We start from the raw sequence: 16488 nt of genomic DNA, 5'->3' as shown, positions 1-16488 counted from the left end.
CAGCGGGTCGGATCATTCTGCGGCCATCCTGTCAGTCTTGAGGGCTTGCGCCTGCGCCGACAGCTCGGCCATCAACTGCGAGGCCCGCGCTATCGGGTTTGTCAGGTAGAAATCCTTGATCGCGGGGCGGAAGCTGGCCTTGCCCAGTGGCCCGGCCTCAAGTGGTTGAATTTCATTTTCAATCACTTCGTCAATGCGCGCCAGATGTGGCACCGCTTCGATCAGGGCCGTGCGCAATTGCGCCAGCGAGTCAAAAGGCAGCGCAGCACCCAATTCGGCTGAAAGCGCGCGTAGAACGGCCCAGTTCTCTTTCGCCTCTCCGGGTGCGAACCCGGCCCGCATCGCCAGTTGCGGACGGCCTTCGGTGTTCACGAACAACCCGTTTTCCTCGGTATGGGCCGCGCCCGGCAGGATCACATCGGCGCGGTGCGCGCCCCGGTCACCATGGCTGCCCTGATAGATGACAAAAGCGCCTTCGCCGATCTCGACTTCATCCGCACCAAGGTTATAGATAACGTCCGCCGCATTTACGGCGTCCATCCCTGCATCGTTCGTCGCGTCTACATCCAAGGCGCCCACACGCGCGGCGGCGGTATGCAGGATGATCAGCCCGCTTTCGGTATTGGCGGCAATGGCTTGCGCGGCGGCCAGAACGGCGGCCCCGTCAGCCTCCTGCAGGGCACCTTGCCCGACGATAACCAGCGACGGCTTGCCCTTGATCTCATCATCACCGCCCATATCGACGACCTTTTGCAGCGCCGCCCGGTCATCGCCCAAGTGGTGATAGGGATAGGTCAAATCTGCAGCAGGCCCAACCAAAGCAATATCAGCCCCCTGCGCCCATGCCTTGCGAATACGTGCGTTCAGAACCGGAGCTTCGTCCCGCGGGTTGGTGCCGATCAGCAGGATACGCTCGGCCGTGTCAATATCTTCGATGGCGGCAGTCCCGGCATAGGCCCCACGGTTGCCCGCTGGCAGCTTGGCCCCGTCGGTGCGGCATTCGACAACACCGCCCTGCCCCTCGATCATCTGTTTCAGCGCAAACGCAGCCTCAACCGGGGCCAGATCACCAACGATCCCAGCCGGTTTTTCGGCCCCTTTCAGCGCTTGCGCCGCTTTGGCCAACGCCTCGGGCCACGAGGCTGGGCGGAGCTTGCCGTTCTCGCGTACATAAGGCTTGTCCAGCCGCTGGCGGCGCAGGCCGTCCCAAACAAAGCGCGTCTTGTCGCTGATCCATTCCTCGTTCACACCGTCGTGGTTGCGCGGCAAGAAGCGCATCACTTCACGCCCCTTGGTATCCACGCGAATGTTGGATCCCAGCGCGTCCATAACATCAATGCTCTCTGTCTTGGTCAGCTCCCACGGACGGGCAGTAAAGGCATAGGGTTTAGACGTCAGCGCCCCAACCGGGCACAGATCGATGATGTTGCCCTGTAAGTTCGATTGCAGCGTTTCATTCAGGTACGAGGTGATCTCGGCATCTTCGCCACGCCCGGTCTGCCCCATCTGAGTGATCCCGGCGACCTCGGTCGTGAAGCGCACACAACGGGTGCAACTGATGCACCGGGTCATCGCGGTGCCGACCAGCGGCCCCAGATCCAGATCATCCACAGCGCGCTTGGCTTCTTTAAAGCGCGACCCAGACACTCCATAGGCCATCGCCTGATCCTGAAGGTCACATTCGCCCCCCTGATCGCAGATTGGGCAGTCCAGCGGGTGATTGATCAGCAGAAACTCCATCACCCCTTCGCGGGCCTTCTTGACCATGGGCGAGTTTGTTTTGACCACGGGCGGCTGGCCTTCCGGACCCGGACGTAGATCACGCACCTGCATCGCGCAGGAGGCGGCGGGTTTCGGCGGCCCGCCCACGACTTCAACCAGACACATCCGGCAGTTCCCGGCGATCGAAAGACGTTCGTGATAGCAGAAACGCGGCACCTCGACCCCGGCCTGCTCACAAGCCTGGATCAGGGTCATCGCACCATCGACTTCAATTTCCTGCCCGTCGATATTGATCTTGCGGAGGTCAGACATGGTCTAGTTCGCCCTCAAATACACGCCGATGGCGCTGTTTCTTTCGATTTCCTTCTGCCCCAATGCGCAGAAAGTTTTGGGGTTGTCATACGAGACACCGTTCTGCGCCAGGTATGCTTCGCCTTTTGAGCGCATCCTGTCTTTCTCAGAATCGGATTCCACATAGGCCCGGATTTCCTTGTCCGAGTACCCCAGCTTGTTTGCTTTCGACCGCAAATCCCACATCACGCCAATCGCCTTCAGACGACGCCCACTGATCGAAGGGCAAACCTCTGAAATCTCGTTCGCAATCGCGATATAGTACAGCTCGTTGTCGATTTCTTTGACATCTCGCAAAGGCGGCTTGGCGTCAGCCGGCACCGGCGACGCAAACACGCATATCGCGGCAATCAACGTCGCCGCGCCCAATGCGGACCCTCGCATATTTGCCGGCCCCCGGCATTCAGCGCGCATAGCTGCGTGATATGCGAAACTGCGTGTCATGGACGAAGGCATTTTCCTGCGAATGTCAGTTTGTCGTCGGTGATCCGCAGGTTTTGCGGTTCGGTATCCGGTCCGACCTTCCAGTCAATTCGCGAAGACCCGTATTTTGCGATACAAAACTTGGTGCCTTCGTACCGTCCCGCCTCGCGCGCTCCGTCCAATGAAGCTGAAACACCGTTCACCACGACCGTGAAATCTGTTGGCGCTGTTTTTTTGTCCACGACTTTCGCTTTAGCGCGGAAGTATTGACCGTCGAAAACCACGCGGTCCGACGATGGTGTCACCAAACCACAAGACGCGACAAGCGCAGCCGCGGCACAGACCACCAATGCCCGACCACAGGTTTTCATCCGGCGCGTTTTTCCGGTGACATGATGAACAGCGCTTAACATCAGAACGCGGCCACCATTGCCATAATCCCCATGATGAACATGCACGCCCATCCCAGAACATAAAGAACGCTCCGCAAGCCTGTGTTAGGTTTGCCAATTCCCTGAATGTGAATGACCAGCATCACCAATCGCGCCAAAAGCGCGACCGAGGCCAGCAGATTTACCCAGAACGGGCTTACCGCCATCAGTATGGCCGCAATTGTCACAGCCGCATATGCCGGAAGGGTCTCAGTTCCGTTCAGATACGCTCGGTTCAGTCGATAGGTTTTGTCGGCATAGTCCTGCTCGGGCGTGGAACCCGGAGCCAAGCCTTTTCCTTGCTTTGCCAAAGCCGTGAATGGGGCAAGTAACAACACAACCAGGGTGAAGATCATCAGCGAAACGATCGCATGGCCATATTCTGCAAATACTTCCATAGGTTCTACTCCGCAGCCATTGCACCAAGGCGACCAGACTTCTGGGCCTTGATACGGTCTTCGATTTCGTCCCGGAAATTGCGGATCAGGCCCTGGATGGGCCAAGCCGCAGCATCGCCAAGCGCGCAGATCGTGTGCCCTTCGACCTGTTTGGTCACGTCAAACAGCATGTCGATCTCTTCCAGTTCGGCCTCACCGCGCACCAGTCGATCCATCACGCGCATCATCCAACCGGTGCCTTCACGGCATGGCGTACACTGGCCGCAACTTTCGTGCTTGTAGAATTTCGACAGCCGCCAGATTGCCTTGATGATATCGGTGGATTTATCCATCACAATCACCGCCGCCGTTCCCAGGCCCGAACCTAGATCGTTGCGCAGATAGTCGAAATCCATGATCGCATCGCGCATGTTTTCACCGCGCACGCAAGGAACGGACGAGCCACCGGGGATCACCGCCAGCAGATTGTCCCAGCCGCCGCGAATACCGCCACAATGGGTCTCGATCAGTTCCTCGAACGAAATCGACATCGCCTCTTCGACCACACATGGGTTATTCACATGGCCCGAGATCGCAAACAGCTTGGTGCCCGCATTGTTCTGACGACCAAAGCCTGCGAACCAATCCGCGCCCCGGCGCAGAATGGTGGGCACAACGGCAATGGATTCCACGTTATTCACCGTGGTCGGGCAACCATACAGCCCCGCACCCGCCGGGAACGGAGGCTTCATCCGCGGCATGCCCTTTTTGCCCTCAAGGCTTTCGATCAGGGCGGTTTCTTCGCCGCAGATATACGCACCCGCGCCGTGATGCAGGAACAGATCAAAATCCCAGCCCGAACCGGCGGCGTTCTTGCCCAACAAGCCAGCGTCATAGGCTTCGTCAATCGCAGCCTGTAGCGCCTCACGCTCGCGGATATATTCGCCGCGCAGGTAGACATAGCAGGTATGCGCATTCATCGCGAAGGACGCGATCAGGCAACCTTCGATCAATGTATGCGGATCATGGCGCATGATCTCGCGGTCCTTGCAGGTGCCCGGCTCGGATTCGTCCGCGTTCACAACAAGATAGGCCGGGCGACCGTCGCTTTCCTTGGGCATGAAAGACCATTTCAGACCAGTGGGAAAGCCCGCACCGCCACGACCGCGCAGGCCGGAATCCTTCATCGTCTGGATGATCCAGTCGCGGCCCTTTTCGATCAGGCCAGCGGTGCCGTCCCAATGCCCGCGCGCCTGTGCGCCGCGCAATGTGCGCTCGTGCATCCCGTAGATGTTGGTAAAGATCCGGTCCTGATCCTTCAGCATCGTGTATTACCTTCAGCTGTCCTGACGCATGCGCCAGAGTTGAAAAATGTTGACGCCCGCATAGATGAATCCTGCCAGAGCGGCAAAATCAAAAAGCAACGCATAGCGGCCCGGCAGTCCCAACTGCGGACCAACAAAAGACATAACAAGCCACAGCACCATCGTCGCGGCGATGACGATGCCGATGTGACGGCCCTTTCGGGCTATGGCCTGTTCCTTGTCCTTGTCCATCTCATCCCGATGCCCCGAGTGGGCACCTATCTTAGTCCTCGTTCCCCGCGGCAAGGCTGGTTGCCTGCTCGACCCAGCCGTCGCGTTCGATCCGGCCCTTGAACTTCAGCTGCGTATCCACCCAGGCAATATTCCCGGCCGTCCAGCTTGATATCTGGTCGTAGTGATAGATCCCCAGATCGTTCAGCTTTTCTTCCAGCTTCGGCCCAACGCCCTTCAGCACTTTCAGATCATCCGCCTTACCGTCGCGCGCTTGCGTCAGCGTTTCGGGCTTGTCTTCCGTAGCTTCCTGAGCCTGCTTCGCCGCCGGTTTGCCAACCTCACGCTCTTTCGGAGGTTTAGGAGCAGCCTTGGTCGCCGCCGCCTTGCCATCCTTACCCAACCACGGGGTCAGGATCGGTACCTCGGTTCCGTCGATGCGTTTGACCGTGTCGCCCAGATCATCAGCCAGTTCGACACTCGCATTATGCTCGGGCTTGTCTGCTGCATACTCAGTCAGGCTGCTCAAACCTTTCAGCGGTTCCGCGGCATAGCGACCGTTCTGTGGACCTGGCACCGGCACCTTGCCCGCGGCCAAATCGTCAATGATCTTGCCAAAGCTTTCGGCCGTCAGATCTTCATAATAGTCCTTGCCGATCTGCGCCATGGGCGCGTTGGCACAGGATCCGAGGCATTCAACCTCTTCCCAACTCAACTTACCATCAGCGGACAACTCATGCGGCTTGGCAGCAATCTTTTCTTTGCACACCGCAATCAGATCTTCGGCCCCGCAGATTAAACATGAGGTCGTGCCGCACACTTGGATATGCGCAACTGTTCCAACGGGTTGTAACTGAAACATGAAGTAGAATGAGGCGACCTCAAACACGCGGATATAGGCCATACCCAACATGTCAGCGACGGATTCGATCGCCGGACGGGACAGCCAACCCTCTTGCTCTTGCGCGCGCCACAACAGCGGAATAACCGCACTGGCCTGACGGCCCTCGGGGTACTTGGTGATCTGCGCTTCGGCCCACTGCTGGTTAGCAGCGGTAAAGGCAAAGCTTTCGGGTTGTTCGGGATGAAGACGGCGGAGCATTAGCGGTCAATCTCTCCAAATACGACGTCCATGGTTCCGATAATCGCGGCGACGTCGGCCAGTTGGTGACCCTTGGCGACGTGATCCATGGCTTGCAGGTGCAGGAAACCCGGCGCGCGCAGTTTGGCGCGATAGGGTTTGTTGGTGCCATCGGCGACGAGATAGACGCCGAACTCGCCCTTAGGGGCTTCGACGGCGGCATAGACCTCGCCCGCGGGGACGTGGAAGCCTTCGGTGTACAGCTTGAAGTGATGGATCAGGCTTTCCATCGAGGTCTTCATGTCCGAGCGTTTCGGCGGGGTGATTTTGCCGCGGGCCAGAACGTCGCCCGGGCATTCGCGGATCTTGGCGATGGCCTGACGGATGATGTGCAGCGACTGGCGCATCTCTTCCATCCGAACCAAATAGCGGTCATAGCAATCACCATTCTTGCCGACGGGGATTTGGAACTCGAACTCGTCATAGCATTCATAGGGCTGCGCGCGGCGCAAATCCCAAGCCAGACCCGATCCGCGCACCATTACGCCGGAGAAGCCGTATTTCTGGATGTCATCTTCGGTCACGATGCCAATATCGGCGTTACGCTGTTTGAAGATGCGGTTTTCGGTCAGCAGACCGTCAATATCGTCCAGAACGGCGGGGAATTCGTGGCTCCACGCCTCGATATCGTCCAGCAGTTCTGGCGGCAGGTCCTGATGCACACCGCCGGGGCGGAAATAGGCGGCGTGGAGGCGCGCACCACAGGCACGCTCATAGAACACCATCAGCTTTTCGCGTTCCTCAAACCCCCACAGCGGTGGAGTCAGGGCGCCAACATCCATCGCCTGCGTCGTCACGTTCAGCAAGTGGTTCAGGATGCGCCCGATCTCAGAATACAGAACTCGGATCAGCGAACCCCGGCGCGGTACCTCGACCCCGGTCAGTTTCTCAATCGCCAGACACCAGGCATGTTCCTGATTCATTGGCGCGACATAATCCAGACGATCGAAATACGGCAGGTTCTGCAGATACGTCCGGCTTTCCATCAGCTTTTCGGTACCACGGTGCAGCAGACCGATATGCGGGTCGCAACGTTCAACAATCTCGCCGTCCAGCTCGAGCACAAGACGAAGAACCCCATGGGCCGCAGGGTGTTGCGGGCCGAAGTTAATGTTGAAATTGCGGATCTTCTGTTCTCCGCTCAGCGCGTCCGTGCTGCCGTCATCGTATCTTGAGCCGTCCATCAACGCCCTCGTTTCTTCTTCGCTTCGGCCCGAACCCGGACCTTTTCGGCCTCGGCCGCCTTCGCTGCGGCCCCTGCAAGCAGCACACCCAGCACGCCCAGAACAATCAGTTCGCCTGTCATATCAGCGTCGCTCCATCTCTTGCAGCTTCAGCGCCATCATCCACAGCAGGACAATCACGACCGGAGAAATGATGCACGCAAACGCCCAGTTCTTGTTGATCCCGAAATGCGGCAGCAGCTTGATCATTGGCACAACCGTCGCCACCACCAGAACAATCCAGATCAGGAACTCAAACATGGCGGCTACTCCTGCTTCTCATCCCCTGGCAGAATATAATTCGCACCTTCCCAGGGGCTCATGAAGTCAAACTGACGGTACTCCTGCACCAGGCTGACCGGTTCGTAAACGACACGCTTCTGCGCCTCGTCGTACCGCACTTCGGTATAGCCGGTGGTGGGAAAATCCTTGCGCAGCGGATAGCCGCGGAAACCATAATCCGTCAGAATGCGCCGCAAGTCCGGGTGTCCCGAGAACAGAATGCCGAACATGTCGAACACCTCTCGCTCGAACCAGTTGGCCGAGGGGTGAACATCTGCGATCGAGGGCACCATGTCTTCCTCACGAATGGAAACCCGCAAGCGAATGCGCTGGTTCTGATACATCGACAAGAAGTGATAGACCACGTCGAACCGCTTGGCGCGTTCGGGGTAATCGACGCCCGTAATGTCCACAAGGGTCGCGAACTTGCAATTCTGATCAGACCGCAGGAATTCTACGAACTCCACAAGGCTCGACGGCGCGACATCGACGTTCAATTCGTCATGGGTCACATCCCAGGACAGAACGCAATCAGCCCGTTTAAGCTCCAACTGCGCGCCGAGTTCTTTGAGTGCTTCGCTCATCTTCCCTCTCCCTCAGCGCACGATGGTTCCGGTGCGGCGGATCTTCCGTTGCAACTGCATCAGACCATAAAGCAGAGCCTCGGCGGTCGGAGGGCAGCCGGGGACGTAGATATCCACCGGAACGATACGATCACAGCCCCGCACAACAGAGTAGGAATAGTGATAATACCCACCCCCATTCGCGCAGGACCCCATCGAGATCACATAGCGTGGCTCGGGCATCTGGTCATAAACCTTGCGCAACGCCGGGGCCATCTTGTTGGTCAGGGTTCCGGCAACAATCATCACGTCGGACTGACGCGGAGAGGCGCGCGGCGCGATGCCAAACCGTTCCGCATCATAGCGCGGCATCGAGGTGTGCATCATCTCAACCGCGCAGCAGGCCAGACCAAAGGTCATCCAGTGCAAAGACCCGGTGCGAGCCCAGTTGATGATGTCCTCGGTCGAGGTCAGCAGAAATCCTTTGTCCTGCAATTCAGCATTCAGGGCCTGGGTTGCAACTTCCTTGTCGACGCCTGCGGTATTTGCACCCGTCATCACTCCCATTCCAGGGCCCCTTTCTTCCATTCATAGGCAAAGCCAATGGTCAGAACGCCCAGAAACACCATCATGGACCAGAACCCAACATCGCTGATGTCTTTGAAACCGACGGCCCAGGGGAACAGGAAAGCAATTTCCAGATCGAAGATGATGAAAAGAATCGAAACCAGATAGAACCGAACGTCGAACTTCATCCGCGCATCATCAAAGGCGTTGAAGCCACATTCATATGCGCTAACCTTTTCAGGGTCTGGATTGCGGACGGCCAGAACCACAGCAGCCAGAATCAGAACGATTCCAAGGCCAACGGCAACGGCCAGAAACACCAGAATCGGGAGGTACTCCCGCAACAGGTCTTCCACGTAAAGCTCCTTTCCTGTGCAGCGCTCGCAGCGACGCACCGTCAATTGGCGTGTTGACTGGACATTCTCTATCCCTGCGTGATCAGAGGGTCAACCGAACAGAAGCGCGCAGGCACCTAATATTCCGTTTCCCTCGTGGGATATTGAGTATGTTGGTTCTGTTTGCGCGATAAGTGACTGTTGGAATTCAGACCTTGCTGTTCCAAACAGGTTTTCTTTTGGCAAAAAACGCGCCGATTCCTTCTTGCGCTTCTTCAGTTTCCCAACGATCCACCAGCGCCCGGATCGTCCCGTCGATCACAGTATTGTCAATCGTCGGTCCCAGCATTCGCACCAAAGCTTTGGCCGAGGCCACGGCCCCCGGCGCGCAGGACAGGTATGGCTCGACCTCGGCCTCGACCGCCCCGGCCAGATCATCGGCATTGACCGCGCGGGCAAGCAATCCCAGTTCCACAGCCTCGGACGCTTCAAAAAGACGTGCCGACATGAATACGCGCCGCGCCCGTGCCTCACCCATGCGTGCAACAACATAGGGACCAATGGTCGCCGGGATCAGGCCCAATCTCGTTTCTGTCAGGCCCATTTTCACCGACTGGACGCCAATTGCCACGTCACAAACTGCGGCCATTCCAACGCCCCCTCCAAAAGCGTTGCCCTGAACGGCGCCGATCAACGGTTTCGGCATCGTGTTCAAAGCCTGCAACATTTCGGCCAGCTTACGCGCTTCAACAAAGCGCGTTTCGGGGTCGGCGGCCATTTGATCCTGCATCCAGCTTAAATCGCCTCCGGCGCAGAAGCTTTTGCCCGCGCCTGTCAGGACAACCACCCGCACCGCGTCGTCCTGTCCCAACTGTCCTGCGGCCTGTGTCAGTTCCGATATCATCTGCGCTGACATCGCATTGTGTTTTTCCGGTCGGTTCAGCGTCAGCGTCGCGACGCCGCGCGGGTCCACAGCGATTGAAATGGTGTCGAACATGGCCTTACTTATTCCCCTCGCATGGCGCGCGCCATCTGCGCGGCCTGGTCCACGATCTCGGGGGCGATACCGGTCTCATATCCCAGCCGATGTAAGTGCGACACAACCGTTTCGGTCGCCACATTCCCGGCCGCGCCAGGGGCGTATGGACACCCCCCCAAACCGCCAACCGCGGAATCGAACGTGCGCACCCCCAAAGCGAGGGCCGCGTCTATATTGTCGATCGCCCGTCCGTTGGTGTCGTGAAAATGACCCGCCAGTCTGGTGACGGGCACCCGCTTTTGCACCGCCAAAAGCATATGCGCGACAGTATCGGGCGTGCCCTGCCCGACCGTATCCCCCAGAGACACTTCGTAACAGCCCAGCGCAAACAGCGTATCCGCGACTTCAGCAACTTTTTCAGGGTCTGTCGGGCCATCATAGGGACAGTCCGTCACGCAAGAGACATACCCCCGCACGGGAAGGTCAATATGCCGAGCAGCCTCTAGAATTGGGGTAAACCGCTCGATGGATTCCGCAATCGAGGCGTTGATGTTGGCCTTAGAAAACCCTTCGGAGGCTGAGGCGAAAACAGCAATCTCATCCGCCTTGGCCGCAAGCGCGTCGTCATACCCGCGCATGTTCGGTGTCAGCGCGGCATAGCGCACACCATCGGCACGGGAAATCCCAGCCAGCACTTCGGCACTGCCCGCCATCTGTGGCACCCACTTGGGCGAAACAAAGCTGGCCACCTCGATCCGGTTGAACCCGGCCCGGCTCAGACAATCGACCAACGCGACCTTTTCGGCCACCGGGATTTCCCGCTTTTCATTCTGCAGACCGTCGCGCGGCCCCACTTCGAAGATTTCAACCCGATCACCCATGGCTGCGCCCCTCCCTTATTGCCGCTATGAACCCGACCTTGCCACGTTGACCCCGCGCAGGACAGGTCATTCCTCCTCCAACCGGACCAGAGCGGCACCGGCTTCGACCTGCCCCCCGGCTTCGGCGAGCACTTCGGCAACCACGCCGTCGCGTGCTGCCAACAAGGAATGCTCCATCTTCATGGCTTCCAGAACGGCCAGTCGATCGCCTTCCTGCACCGTTTGCCCCTCTGTCGCGAACATGGCTTTTACTAATCCCGGCATCGGTGCCTCGATCACGTTGGTGTCGCCAACGGCACTTGCGTCGCGGTCCAGAGGATCGACGATATCGAACGATTGCCCATAGTTTTCGAAAACCGTGACCCTCGACCCTGCCACAGTTACGCGCGGCATGGGCTTGCCACCCACGATCCATTTCCCGGCCTTTCGTTCGGCCAGAACCGAGTCGTCCCCCACCCGCCAAAGCTGTCGGTCCGGCCCTTCAACCTGAACATCCAGATCAATCACGTCTTCGGCCTTCAGTTGGGCCGCCCGATGCAGGGGTGCCCAAAGAGAGAACCCACATTCTTCGTTCGTATCCACCAGCCCCAACGCCGTCATCGCCGCCGAAACACAGGTAGACGCCGTAACTGGGACGGGCCTGATGAGCGCGTCCAAGTCCCGCCCGATCAGTCCTGTATCCACATCCCCCGCCGCAAAACCAGTATGCCGCGTCAAAGCCCCCAGAAACCCGAGGTTTGTAACTGTCCCGGCAACTTCGGTACGCGACAACGCCCGATGCAGTTGCTCCAACGCAATCTGGCGTGTTGGCCCGTGCACGATGACCTTGGCGATCATCGGATCGTACCAAGGGCTGATCGTATCGCCCGCCCGAACGCCGCTATCTGCCCGGCAAGCCGTGGGGAACTGCAAATGAGTCAGCTTGCCCGTTGCAGGCAAAAACCCTTTGGGCACATCTTCGGCGTAAAGCCGCGCCTCAAACGCGTGGCCGGTGATCGACAGTTCATTTTGTTTCTTTGGCAGCGTCTCGCCCGAGGCAACCCGCAATTGCCATTCGACCAGATCTACGCCCGTAATGGCCTCGGTCACAGGGTGCTCGACCTGCAAGCGTGTGTTCATTTCCATGAACCAGAACCGATCCGGTCGCAGCCCTTCCGAGGCATCGACGATAAATTCAACCGTGCCTGCGCCCTTGTAGCCAATCGCCTCGGCCGCCCTGACACCCGCCTGCCCCATCGCCTCGCGCATTTCGGGCGTCATACCGGGCGCAGGCGCTTCCTCGATCACTTTTTGATGTCGCCGTTGCAAAGAGCAATCGCGTTCGAACAGATGCACGGCATGCGTTCCATCTCCGAACACTTGCACTTCGATGTGGCGCGGTTTGGCGACGAACTTCTCGACCAGCACGGCATCGTTACCAAAGGCTGTACGCGCCTCGCCACGTGCGCTGTCCAAGGCCGACGCAAATTCCTCGGGCTGCTCAACCAGCCGCATCCCCTTGCCGCCACCTCCGGCAACAGCCTTGATCAGCACCGGATAGCCGATGGTTTCCGCCGCACCGGCCAAATGGTCGGGGTCCTGATTGTCACCGTGATAGCCGGGCACAACCGGCACGCCCGCCTGCTCCATCAAAACCTTGGCCGCATCCTTGAGACCCATCTTGCGGATCGCATCCGCAGAAGGCCCGATAAACGTCAACCCAGCGGCTTCGACCGAATCCACGAAATCCGGATTCTCGGACAAAAACCCATATCCGGGATGGATCGCCTGCGCGCCGGTGTCCAGCGCTGCCTGAATGATCACGTCGCCCTTCAAATAGCTCTCAGCCGGTGCCGCACCGCCGATATGCACGGCCTCATCTGCCATCTGCACATGCTTGGCCGAGGCATCCACATCGGAATATATCGCAACGCAGGTCACACCCAACTTCTGAGCGGTTTCCATCACCCGGCAAGCAATCTCACCCCGGTTGGCAATCAGGATTTTGCTGAACATATTTCTTACTCCTCTGACGCCAAATCTTCGATCAGCCGAAACCGTTCGCAGAGCAATTCCATCTCTGGGTCAAATCCACCGTTGCGCTCAAAGTATCGACTGTGATCCTCCCGCCATCCTTCAAGCGTTTCGTTCTCGCCCTCGGCCAAGGCAAACGCTTCGGTCATGTCACAGAACCGGCTGACCGTAACCTCAAGCGTCTCGATCACCAAAGCTGGACGACCATCCCACTCCAGAGCAATATCGCGCCGCCCGACCACTGGGGTCTCTGCGCTGCCTTCGGGATAGTCACGCAACGCGCCACAGGTTGCAGTTTTCCGGCCTGCGCGCACCAACCCCAACAGTTCAGCACTCATCGGCGCGCTGTCACCGAACTTGAAGGTTTGCGCGCCGGGATAACGAGTCAAAACGTCCTTTAAGGTCATGATGATCACATCCTGAACACGCCAAAACGTGTCTCTTCGATCGGGGCGTTCAAGGCGGCGCTTAGCGACAGGGCCAGCACATCGCGCGATTTGCGCGGGTCGATGATGCCGTCATCCCAAAGCCGCGCCGAAGCATAGAGCGGGTGTGACTGCTCCTCGAACATATCCAGCGTCGGGCGCTTGAATTCGGCTTCTTCCTCGGCCGACCACGTGCCGCCCTGCCGCTCGATCCCGTCGCGTTTGACAGTAGCCAGAACACCTGCCGCCTGCTCACCCCCCATCACCGAGATGCGCGAGTTCGGCCAGGTCCACAGGAACCGAGGCTGATAGGCGCGACCCGCCATGCCGTAGTTTCCCGCGCCGAACGAGCCGCCCACCAGCATCGTGATCTTGGGCACCGAGGTCGTCGCCACAGCCGTCACCATCTTGGCGCCGTGCCGCGCGATGCCCTCATTCTCGTATTTCCGACCGACCATGAACCCGGTGATGTTCTGCAAGAACACAAGCGGCGTTTTGCGCTGCGAACACAGTTCGACAAAATGCGCGCCCTTCTGCGCCGCCTCGGAAAACAGCACGCCGTTGTTGGCGATGATCCCCACCGGGCAGCCTTTGACATGAGCAAAGCCCGTCACCAGCGTTTCCCCGAACCGAGGCTTGAACTCATCGAAGCGCGACCCGTCGACCAGACGCGCAATCACTTCTCGAATATCATAAGGTGTACGCAGGTCGGCGGGGACGACACCCAGAATTTCCTCAGGATCATAAGCAGGTTCTTCCACAGCCTCGAACCGTAGGCCGGGCATCAGCCCGGCACTGCCCAAAGACCCAATGGCGCGCCGCGCCAAAGCCAATGCGTGCGCGTCATCTTCAGCCAGATAATCCGCAACACCAGACAGGCGCGTATGAACATCCCCGCCGCCCAAGTCCTCGGCGCTGACGACCTCACCCGTCGCAGCCTTTACCAGAGGCGGCCCGGCCAAAAAGATCGTACCCTGTTCTTTCACGATAATCGTCACATCCGACATCGCGGGCACATAGGCCCCACCCGCCGTGCATGACCCCATCACAACCGCGATCTGAGCAATGCCCTTGGCGCTCATCCGCGCCTGATTATAGAAAATACGGCCAAAATGGTCTCGGTCGGGAAAGACCTCATCCTGATTGGGCAGGTTCGCACCTCCGCTATCGACCAAATAGATGCAGGGCAGATGGTTTTCCTCGGCAATCTCCTGCGCCCTCAGGTGTTTTTTGACCGACATCGGATAGTATGTACCGCCCTTCACAGTGGCATCGTTGCACACCACCATGACCTCGCGCCCCTGCACCCGGCCAATCCCCGCGATCACCCCGGCACAAGGCGCGGCGTCGCCATACATCCCATGCGCCGCCGTCGCGCCGATCTCCAGAAACGGAGACCCCGCGTCCAGCAAATTCGCCACCCTGCGCCGAGGCAGCATCTTGCCCCGAGACACATGCCGCGCGCGGGATTTTTCGCCGCCGCCCATGCGGGCCGCTTCGGCGGCTTCGGAGATCTGTGCCAGCGCGTCCAGATGGGCGGTGCGGTTTGCCTTGAAGCCCTCAGAGGCGGGCATGGCTTTGGATGTGAGTTTCATTTACGTTGTCTCCAATTCCAACTTCGCACGACGCTTCAATTCCTTCCGAATGACCTTCCCTGTCACCGTCATCGGCAATTCCTCCAGAAACGCCACCTCGCGCGGGTAGGAATATTGCGCCAGACGGGCCTTTACCCACTCCTGCAACTCCGTGCCCGTCGTCTCAGCCCCCGGTTTCAACACCACATACGCCTTGACAATCTCGGTCCGCAGCGGGTCGGGTTTGCCGACCACGCCCACGGTCGCCACCGCAGGGTGAGTCAGCAGGCAATCCTCGATTTCGGCGGGGCCGATGCGGTATCCGGCAGAGGTGATCACGTCGTCATCTCGTCCCACGAACCGTAGATAGTCGCCCTCCCACACGCCACGATCACCGGTGATCAGCCAGTCGCCCCGGAATTTCTGCACAGTCTCCTCGGGCCGGTTCCAGTACTCCAGCAACATCGAGGCCGAGCCGCGCCGGATGGCAACGTTGCCTTCTTTGTCCGTTGGCTGGCCCATGTCATCAATCACCGCCACCTCATGCCCCGGCACCGGTTTCCCGATACAGCCGGGCCGCACCGGGAAATCTTCGGCGCAGGACGACACGACCATGTTACATTCGGTCTGGCCGTAGAATTCGTTGATCGTCAGGCCGAATGCCTGCTGCCCCCAGGCCAGCATCTCGGCCCCCAGCGGCTCGCCGCCCGACGCGACCGAGCGTAGGCCGGGGACGGCCTGACTTGCCGCTTTCAGCATCCGCAACGCGGTGGGGGGAAAGAACACGTTGCGCACTCCGCCGCGCGCGATCACGTCAGCGCAGACTTCTGGGGTAAATTTCTCAAGCCGCGCGGCAACCACCGGGATGCCCAGCGCCAGACCGGGCATCAGCACATCGAACAACCCGCCAATCCATGCCCAGTCGGCAGGGGTCCAAAGGCAATCGCCGTCGCGTAGGTGATTGTGGCTTATGGATACGCCCGGCAGGTGCCCCGTCAGAACCCGGTGCCCGTGCAGCGCCCCCTTGGGGCTTCCGGTTGTGCCCGAGGTATAGATCAGCACCGCAGGATCCTCGGGGCCCGTATCAGCAAAGGAAACCGGGTCATCCGAAGGTACAATCCGGTCAACCCGCACCGAGTGTGCCAAAGCGCCCAACAGTTCCTCGCCTTCTGCATCCGTCAAAACTATCTGCGCACCTGCATCCCGAACCCTTGAGGCCAGCGCATCATGTTTGAATAGCTTAAATAGCGGAACCGAGATCGCGCCGATTTTCCAGATCGCCAAATGCGCTGCGGCGCACCATGGCGATTGGCTGAGAAGTACACCCACCCGGTCGCCTCGTTGCACAGATATCAGAAGATGGCGTGCGATACCGTCCGCCATTCGCTGCAAGCGGTCAAAGGTGACGTCGTCCTGCGTACCCCCGGTCAGGTCGCGAATAGCCACGCGATCACCCGGTTGCGACAGACATTGCCGCGCCATGTTCAATCGGTCGGGAATCACCCAGCCACCACCGGGCTGCATTCCGGGTATGCGCCTAGCGGGACACATTGCCGAAACCCTTTGTTTTCATGACATTTCTTTGGCGATGGGCGCGTTGGCCAATCACACGAACTTGATACAGATCAGAGTTGGCAGCGGACCGTTTGTGCAAAACGCCAGCATC

At 59.2% G+C, this 16488-nt stretch carries 19 protein-coding genes; all 19 read right to left on the bottom strand.

Features of this window, described 5'->3' with window-relative positions:
* Positions 1-12: 12 nt before the first annotated feature.
* The 19 genes from nuoG to GOX73_RS01400 all read right to left on the bottom strand — a co-directional run bounded on the left by nuoG (position 13) and on the right by GOX73_RS01400 (position 16373).
* On the bottom strand, positions 13-2034 hold the full coding sequence (gene nuoG, locus GOX73_RS01485) for an NADH-quinone oxidoreductase subunit NuoG (protein WP_171122617.1): 2022 nt from the start codon (positions 2032-2034) through the stop codon (positions 13-15).
* Positions 2035-2037: 3 nt separating this feature from the next.
* Positions 2038-2457 carry a DUF5333 domain-containing protein gene (locus GOX73_RS01480; RefSeq protein WP_171123560.1) on the bottom strand — a complete coding sequence of 140 codons (420 nt, stop codon included), beginning with the start codon at positions 2455-2457 and terminating at the stop codon, positions 2038-2040.
* Between the two features lie 56 nt (positions 2458-2513).
* Entirely contained in the window at positions 2514-2954 is a 441-nt protein-coding gene (locus tag GOX73_RS01475; protein ID WP_371808558.1) for a hypothetical protein, read from the bottom strand.
* Positions 2909-3325 (bottom strand): MAPEG family protein, encoded by a 417-nt coding sequence (locus GOX73_RS01470; RefSeq protein WP_171120786.1) that lies wholly within the window; start codon positions 3323-3325, stop codon positions 2909-2911. Before GOX73_RS01470 ends, GOX73_RS01475 begins: the two co-directional genes overlap by 46 nt.
* Positions 3326-3330: 5 nt before the next feature.
* A complete protein-coding gene (gene nuoF, locus GOX73_RS01465; RefSeq protein WP_171122615.1) occupies positions 3331-4629 on the bottom strand; it encodes an NADH-quinone oxidoreductase subunit NuoF in 1299 nt (432 codons plus the stop codon).
* 12 nt (positions 4630-4641) lie between these two features.
* Positions 4642-4860 (bottom strand): DUF5337 domain-containing protein, encoded by a 219-nt coding sequence (locus tag GOX73_RS01460; RefSeq protein ID WP_170784212.1) that lies wholly within the window; start codon positions 4858-4860, stop codon positions 4642-4644.
* 31 nt (positions 4861-4891) lie between these two features.
* The gene (nuoE, locus tag GOX73_RS01455; protein ID WP_171122613.1) at positions 4892-5941 is read right to left on the bottom strand and encodes an NADH-quinone oxidoreductase subunit NuoE; all 1050 of its coding nucleotides are present in this window, start codon (positions 5939-5941) and stop codon (positions 4892-4894) included.
* Entirely contained in the window at positions 5941-7164 is a 1224-nt protein-coding gene (locus tag GOX73_RS01450) for an NADH-quinone oxidoreductase subunit D (protein WP_171120779.1), read from the bottom strand. The genes nuoE and GOX73_RS01450 overlap by 1 nt, the downstream gene beginning before the upstream one ends.
* A complete protein-coding gene (locus GOX73_RS20885) occupies positions 7164-7286 on the bottom strand; it encodes a hypothetical protein (protein ID WP_255431592.1) in 123 nt (40 codons plus the stop codon). The genes GOX73_RS01450 and GOX73_RS20885 overlap by 1 nt, the downstream gene beginning before the upstream one ends.
* A 1-nt stretch (position 7287) precedes the next feature.
* Complete coding sequence (locus GOX73_RS01445; RefSeq protein WP_171120778.1) at positions 7288-7464, bottom strand: hypothetical protein; 177 nt, start codon at positions 7462-7464, stop codon at positions 7288-7290.
* Positions 7465-7469: 5 nt separating this feature from the next.
* A complete protein-coding gene (locus GOX73_RS01440; protein WP_171122611.1) occupies positions 7470-8069 on the bottom strand; it encodes an NADH-quinone oxidoreductase subunit C in 600 nt (199 codons plus the stop codon).
* A 12-nt stretch (positions 8070-8081) separates the two neighbouring features.
* Positions 8082-8615 carry an NADH-quinone oxidoreductase subunit B family protein gene (locus GOX73_RS01435; protein ID WP_037307875.1) on the bottom strand — a complete coding sequence of 178 codons (534 nt, stop codon included), beginning with the start codon at positions 8613-8615 and terminating at the stop codon, positions 8082-8084.
* On the bottom strand, positions 8606-8971 hold the full coding sequence (locus GOX73_RS01430; RefSeq protein WP_050602775.1) for an NADH-quinone oxidoreductase subunit A: 366 nt from the start codon (positions 8969-8971) through the stop codon (positions 8606-8608). The genes GOX73_RS01435 and GOX73_RS01430 overlap by 10 nt, the downstream gene beginning before the upstream one ends.
* A 187-nt stretch (positions 8972-9158) precedes the next feature.
* A complete protein-coding gene (locus GOX73_RS01425; RefSeq protein ID WP_171120774.1) occupies positions 9159-9947 on the bottom strand; it encodes a crotonase/enoyl-CoA hydratase family protein in 789 nt (262 codons plus the stop codon).
* Between the two features lie 8 nt (positions 9948-9955).
* Complete coding sequence (locus GOX73_RS01420; RefSeq protein ID WP_171122609.1) at positions 9956-10810, bottom strand: hydroxymethylglutaryl-CoA lyase; 855 nt, start codon at positions 10808-10810, stop codon at positions 9956-9958.
* 66 nt (positions 10811-10876) lie between these two features.
* Positions 10877-12805: an acetyl/propionyl/methylcrotonyl-CoA carboxylase subunit alpha gene (locus GOX73_RS01415; protein ID WP_171122607.1), complete on the bottom strand. Its 1929-nt coding sequence runs from the start codon at positions 12803-12805 to the stop codon at positions 10877-10879.
* A gap of 5 nt (positions 12806-12810) precedes the next feature.
* Positions 12811-13230 (bottom strand): ASCH domain-containing protein, encoded by a 420-nt coding sequence (locus tag GOX73_RS01410; protein WP_171122605.1) that lies wholly within the window; start codon positions 13228-13230, stop codon positions 12811-12813.
* Positions 13231-13235: 5 nt separating this feature from the next.
* Complete coding sequence (locus GOX73_RS01405; protein WP_171122603.1) at positions 13236-14843, bottom strand: carboxyl transferase domain-containing protein; 1608 nt, start codon at positions 14841-14843, stop codon at positions 13236-13238.
* Positions 14844-16373 carry an AMP-binding protein gene (locus GOX73_RS01400; RefSeq protein WP_171122601.1) on the bottom strand — a complete coding sequence of 510 codons (1530 nt, stop codon included), beginning with the start codon at positions 16371-16373 and terminating at the stop codon, positions 14844-14846. It abuts the gene before it with no gap.
* Between the last annotated feature and the right edge of the window lie 115 nt (positions 16374-16488).

The sequence above is a fragment of the Ruegeria sp. HKCCD7221 genome (genome assembly GCF_013031225.1).
GTDB lineage: Bacteria > Pseudomonadota > Alphaproteobacteria > Rhodobacterales > Rhodobacteraceae > Ruegeria.
Note: the sequence above shows the minus strand (reverse complement) of the source record. Positions and strands in the feature narration are given on the sequence as shown.

Coding starts and splice junctions, on each gene's coding strand:
- GOX73_RS01440 (WP_171122611.1), bottom strand. CDS start 8,069: ATGAGCGAAGCACTCAAAGAACTCGGCGCGCAGTTGGAGCTTAAACGG.
- GOX73_RS01405 (WP_171122603.1), bottom strand. CDS start 14,843: ATGAAACTCACATCCAAAGCCATGCCCGCCTCTGAGGGCTTCAAGGCA.
- GOX73_RS01470 (WP_171120786.1), bottom strand. CDS start 3,325: ATGGAAGTATTTGCAGAATATGGCCATGCGATCGTTTCGCTGATGATC.
- GOX73_RS01425 (WP_171120774.1), bottom strand. CDS start 9,947: ATGTTCGACACCATTTCAATCGCTGTGGACCCGCGCGGCGTCGCGACG.
- nuoE (WP_171122613.1), bottom strand. CDS start 5,941: ATGCTCCGCCGTCTTCATCCCGAACAACCCGAAAGCTTTGCCTTTACC.
- GOX73_RS01415 (WP_171122607.1), bottom strand. CDS start 12,805: ATGTTCAGCAAAATCCTGATTGCCAACCGGGGTGAGATTGCTTGCCGG.
- nuoG (WP_171122617.1), bottom strand. CDS start 2,034: ATGTCTGACCTCCGCAAGATCAATATCGACGGGCAGGAAATTGAAGTC.
- GOX73_RS01400 (WP_171122601.1), bottom strand. CDS start 16,373: ATGTGTCCCGCTAGGCGCATACCCGGAATGCAGCCCGGTGGTGGCTGG.
- GOX73_RS01435 (WP_037307875.1), bottom strand. CDS start 8,615: ATGGGAGTGATGACGGGTGCAAATACCGCAGGCGTCGACAAGGAAGTT.
- GOX73_RS01420 (WP_171122609.1), bottom strand. CDS start 10,810: ATGGGTGATCGGGTTGAAATCTTCGAAGTGGGGCCGCGCGACGGTCTG.
- nuoF (WP_171122615.1), bottom strand. CDS start 4,629: ATGCTGAAGGATCAGGACCGGATCTTTACCAACATCTACGGGATGCAC.
- GOX73_RS01445 (WP_171120778.1), bottom strand. CDS start 7,464: ATGTTTGAGTTCCTGATCTGGATTGTTCTGGTGGTGGCGACGGTTGTG.
- GOX73_RS01480 (WP_171123560.1), bottom strand. CDS start 2,457: ATGCGAGGGTCCGCATTGGGCGCGGCGACGTTGATTGCCGCGATATGC.
- GOX73_RS01460 (WP_170784212.1), bottom strand. CDS start 4,860: ATGGACAAGGACAAGGAACAGGCCATAGCCCGAAAGGGCCGTCACATC.
- GOX73_RS01410 (WP_171122605.1), bottom strand. CDS start 13,230: ATGACCTTAAAGGACGTTTTGACTCGTTATCCCGGCGCGCAAACCTTC.
- GOX73_RS20885 (WP_255431592.1), bottom strand. CDS start 7,286: ATGACAGGCGAACTGATTGTTCTGGGCGTGCTGGGTGTGCTGCTTGCA.
- GOX73_RS01450 (WP_171120779.1), bottom strand. CDS start 7,164: ATGGACGGCTCAAGATACGATGACGGCAGCACGGACGCGCTGAGCGGA.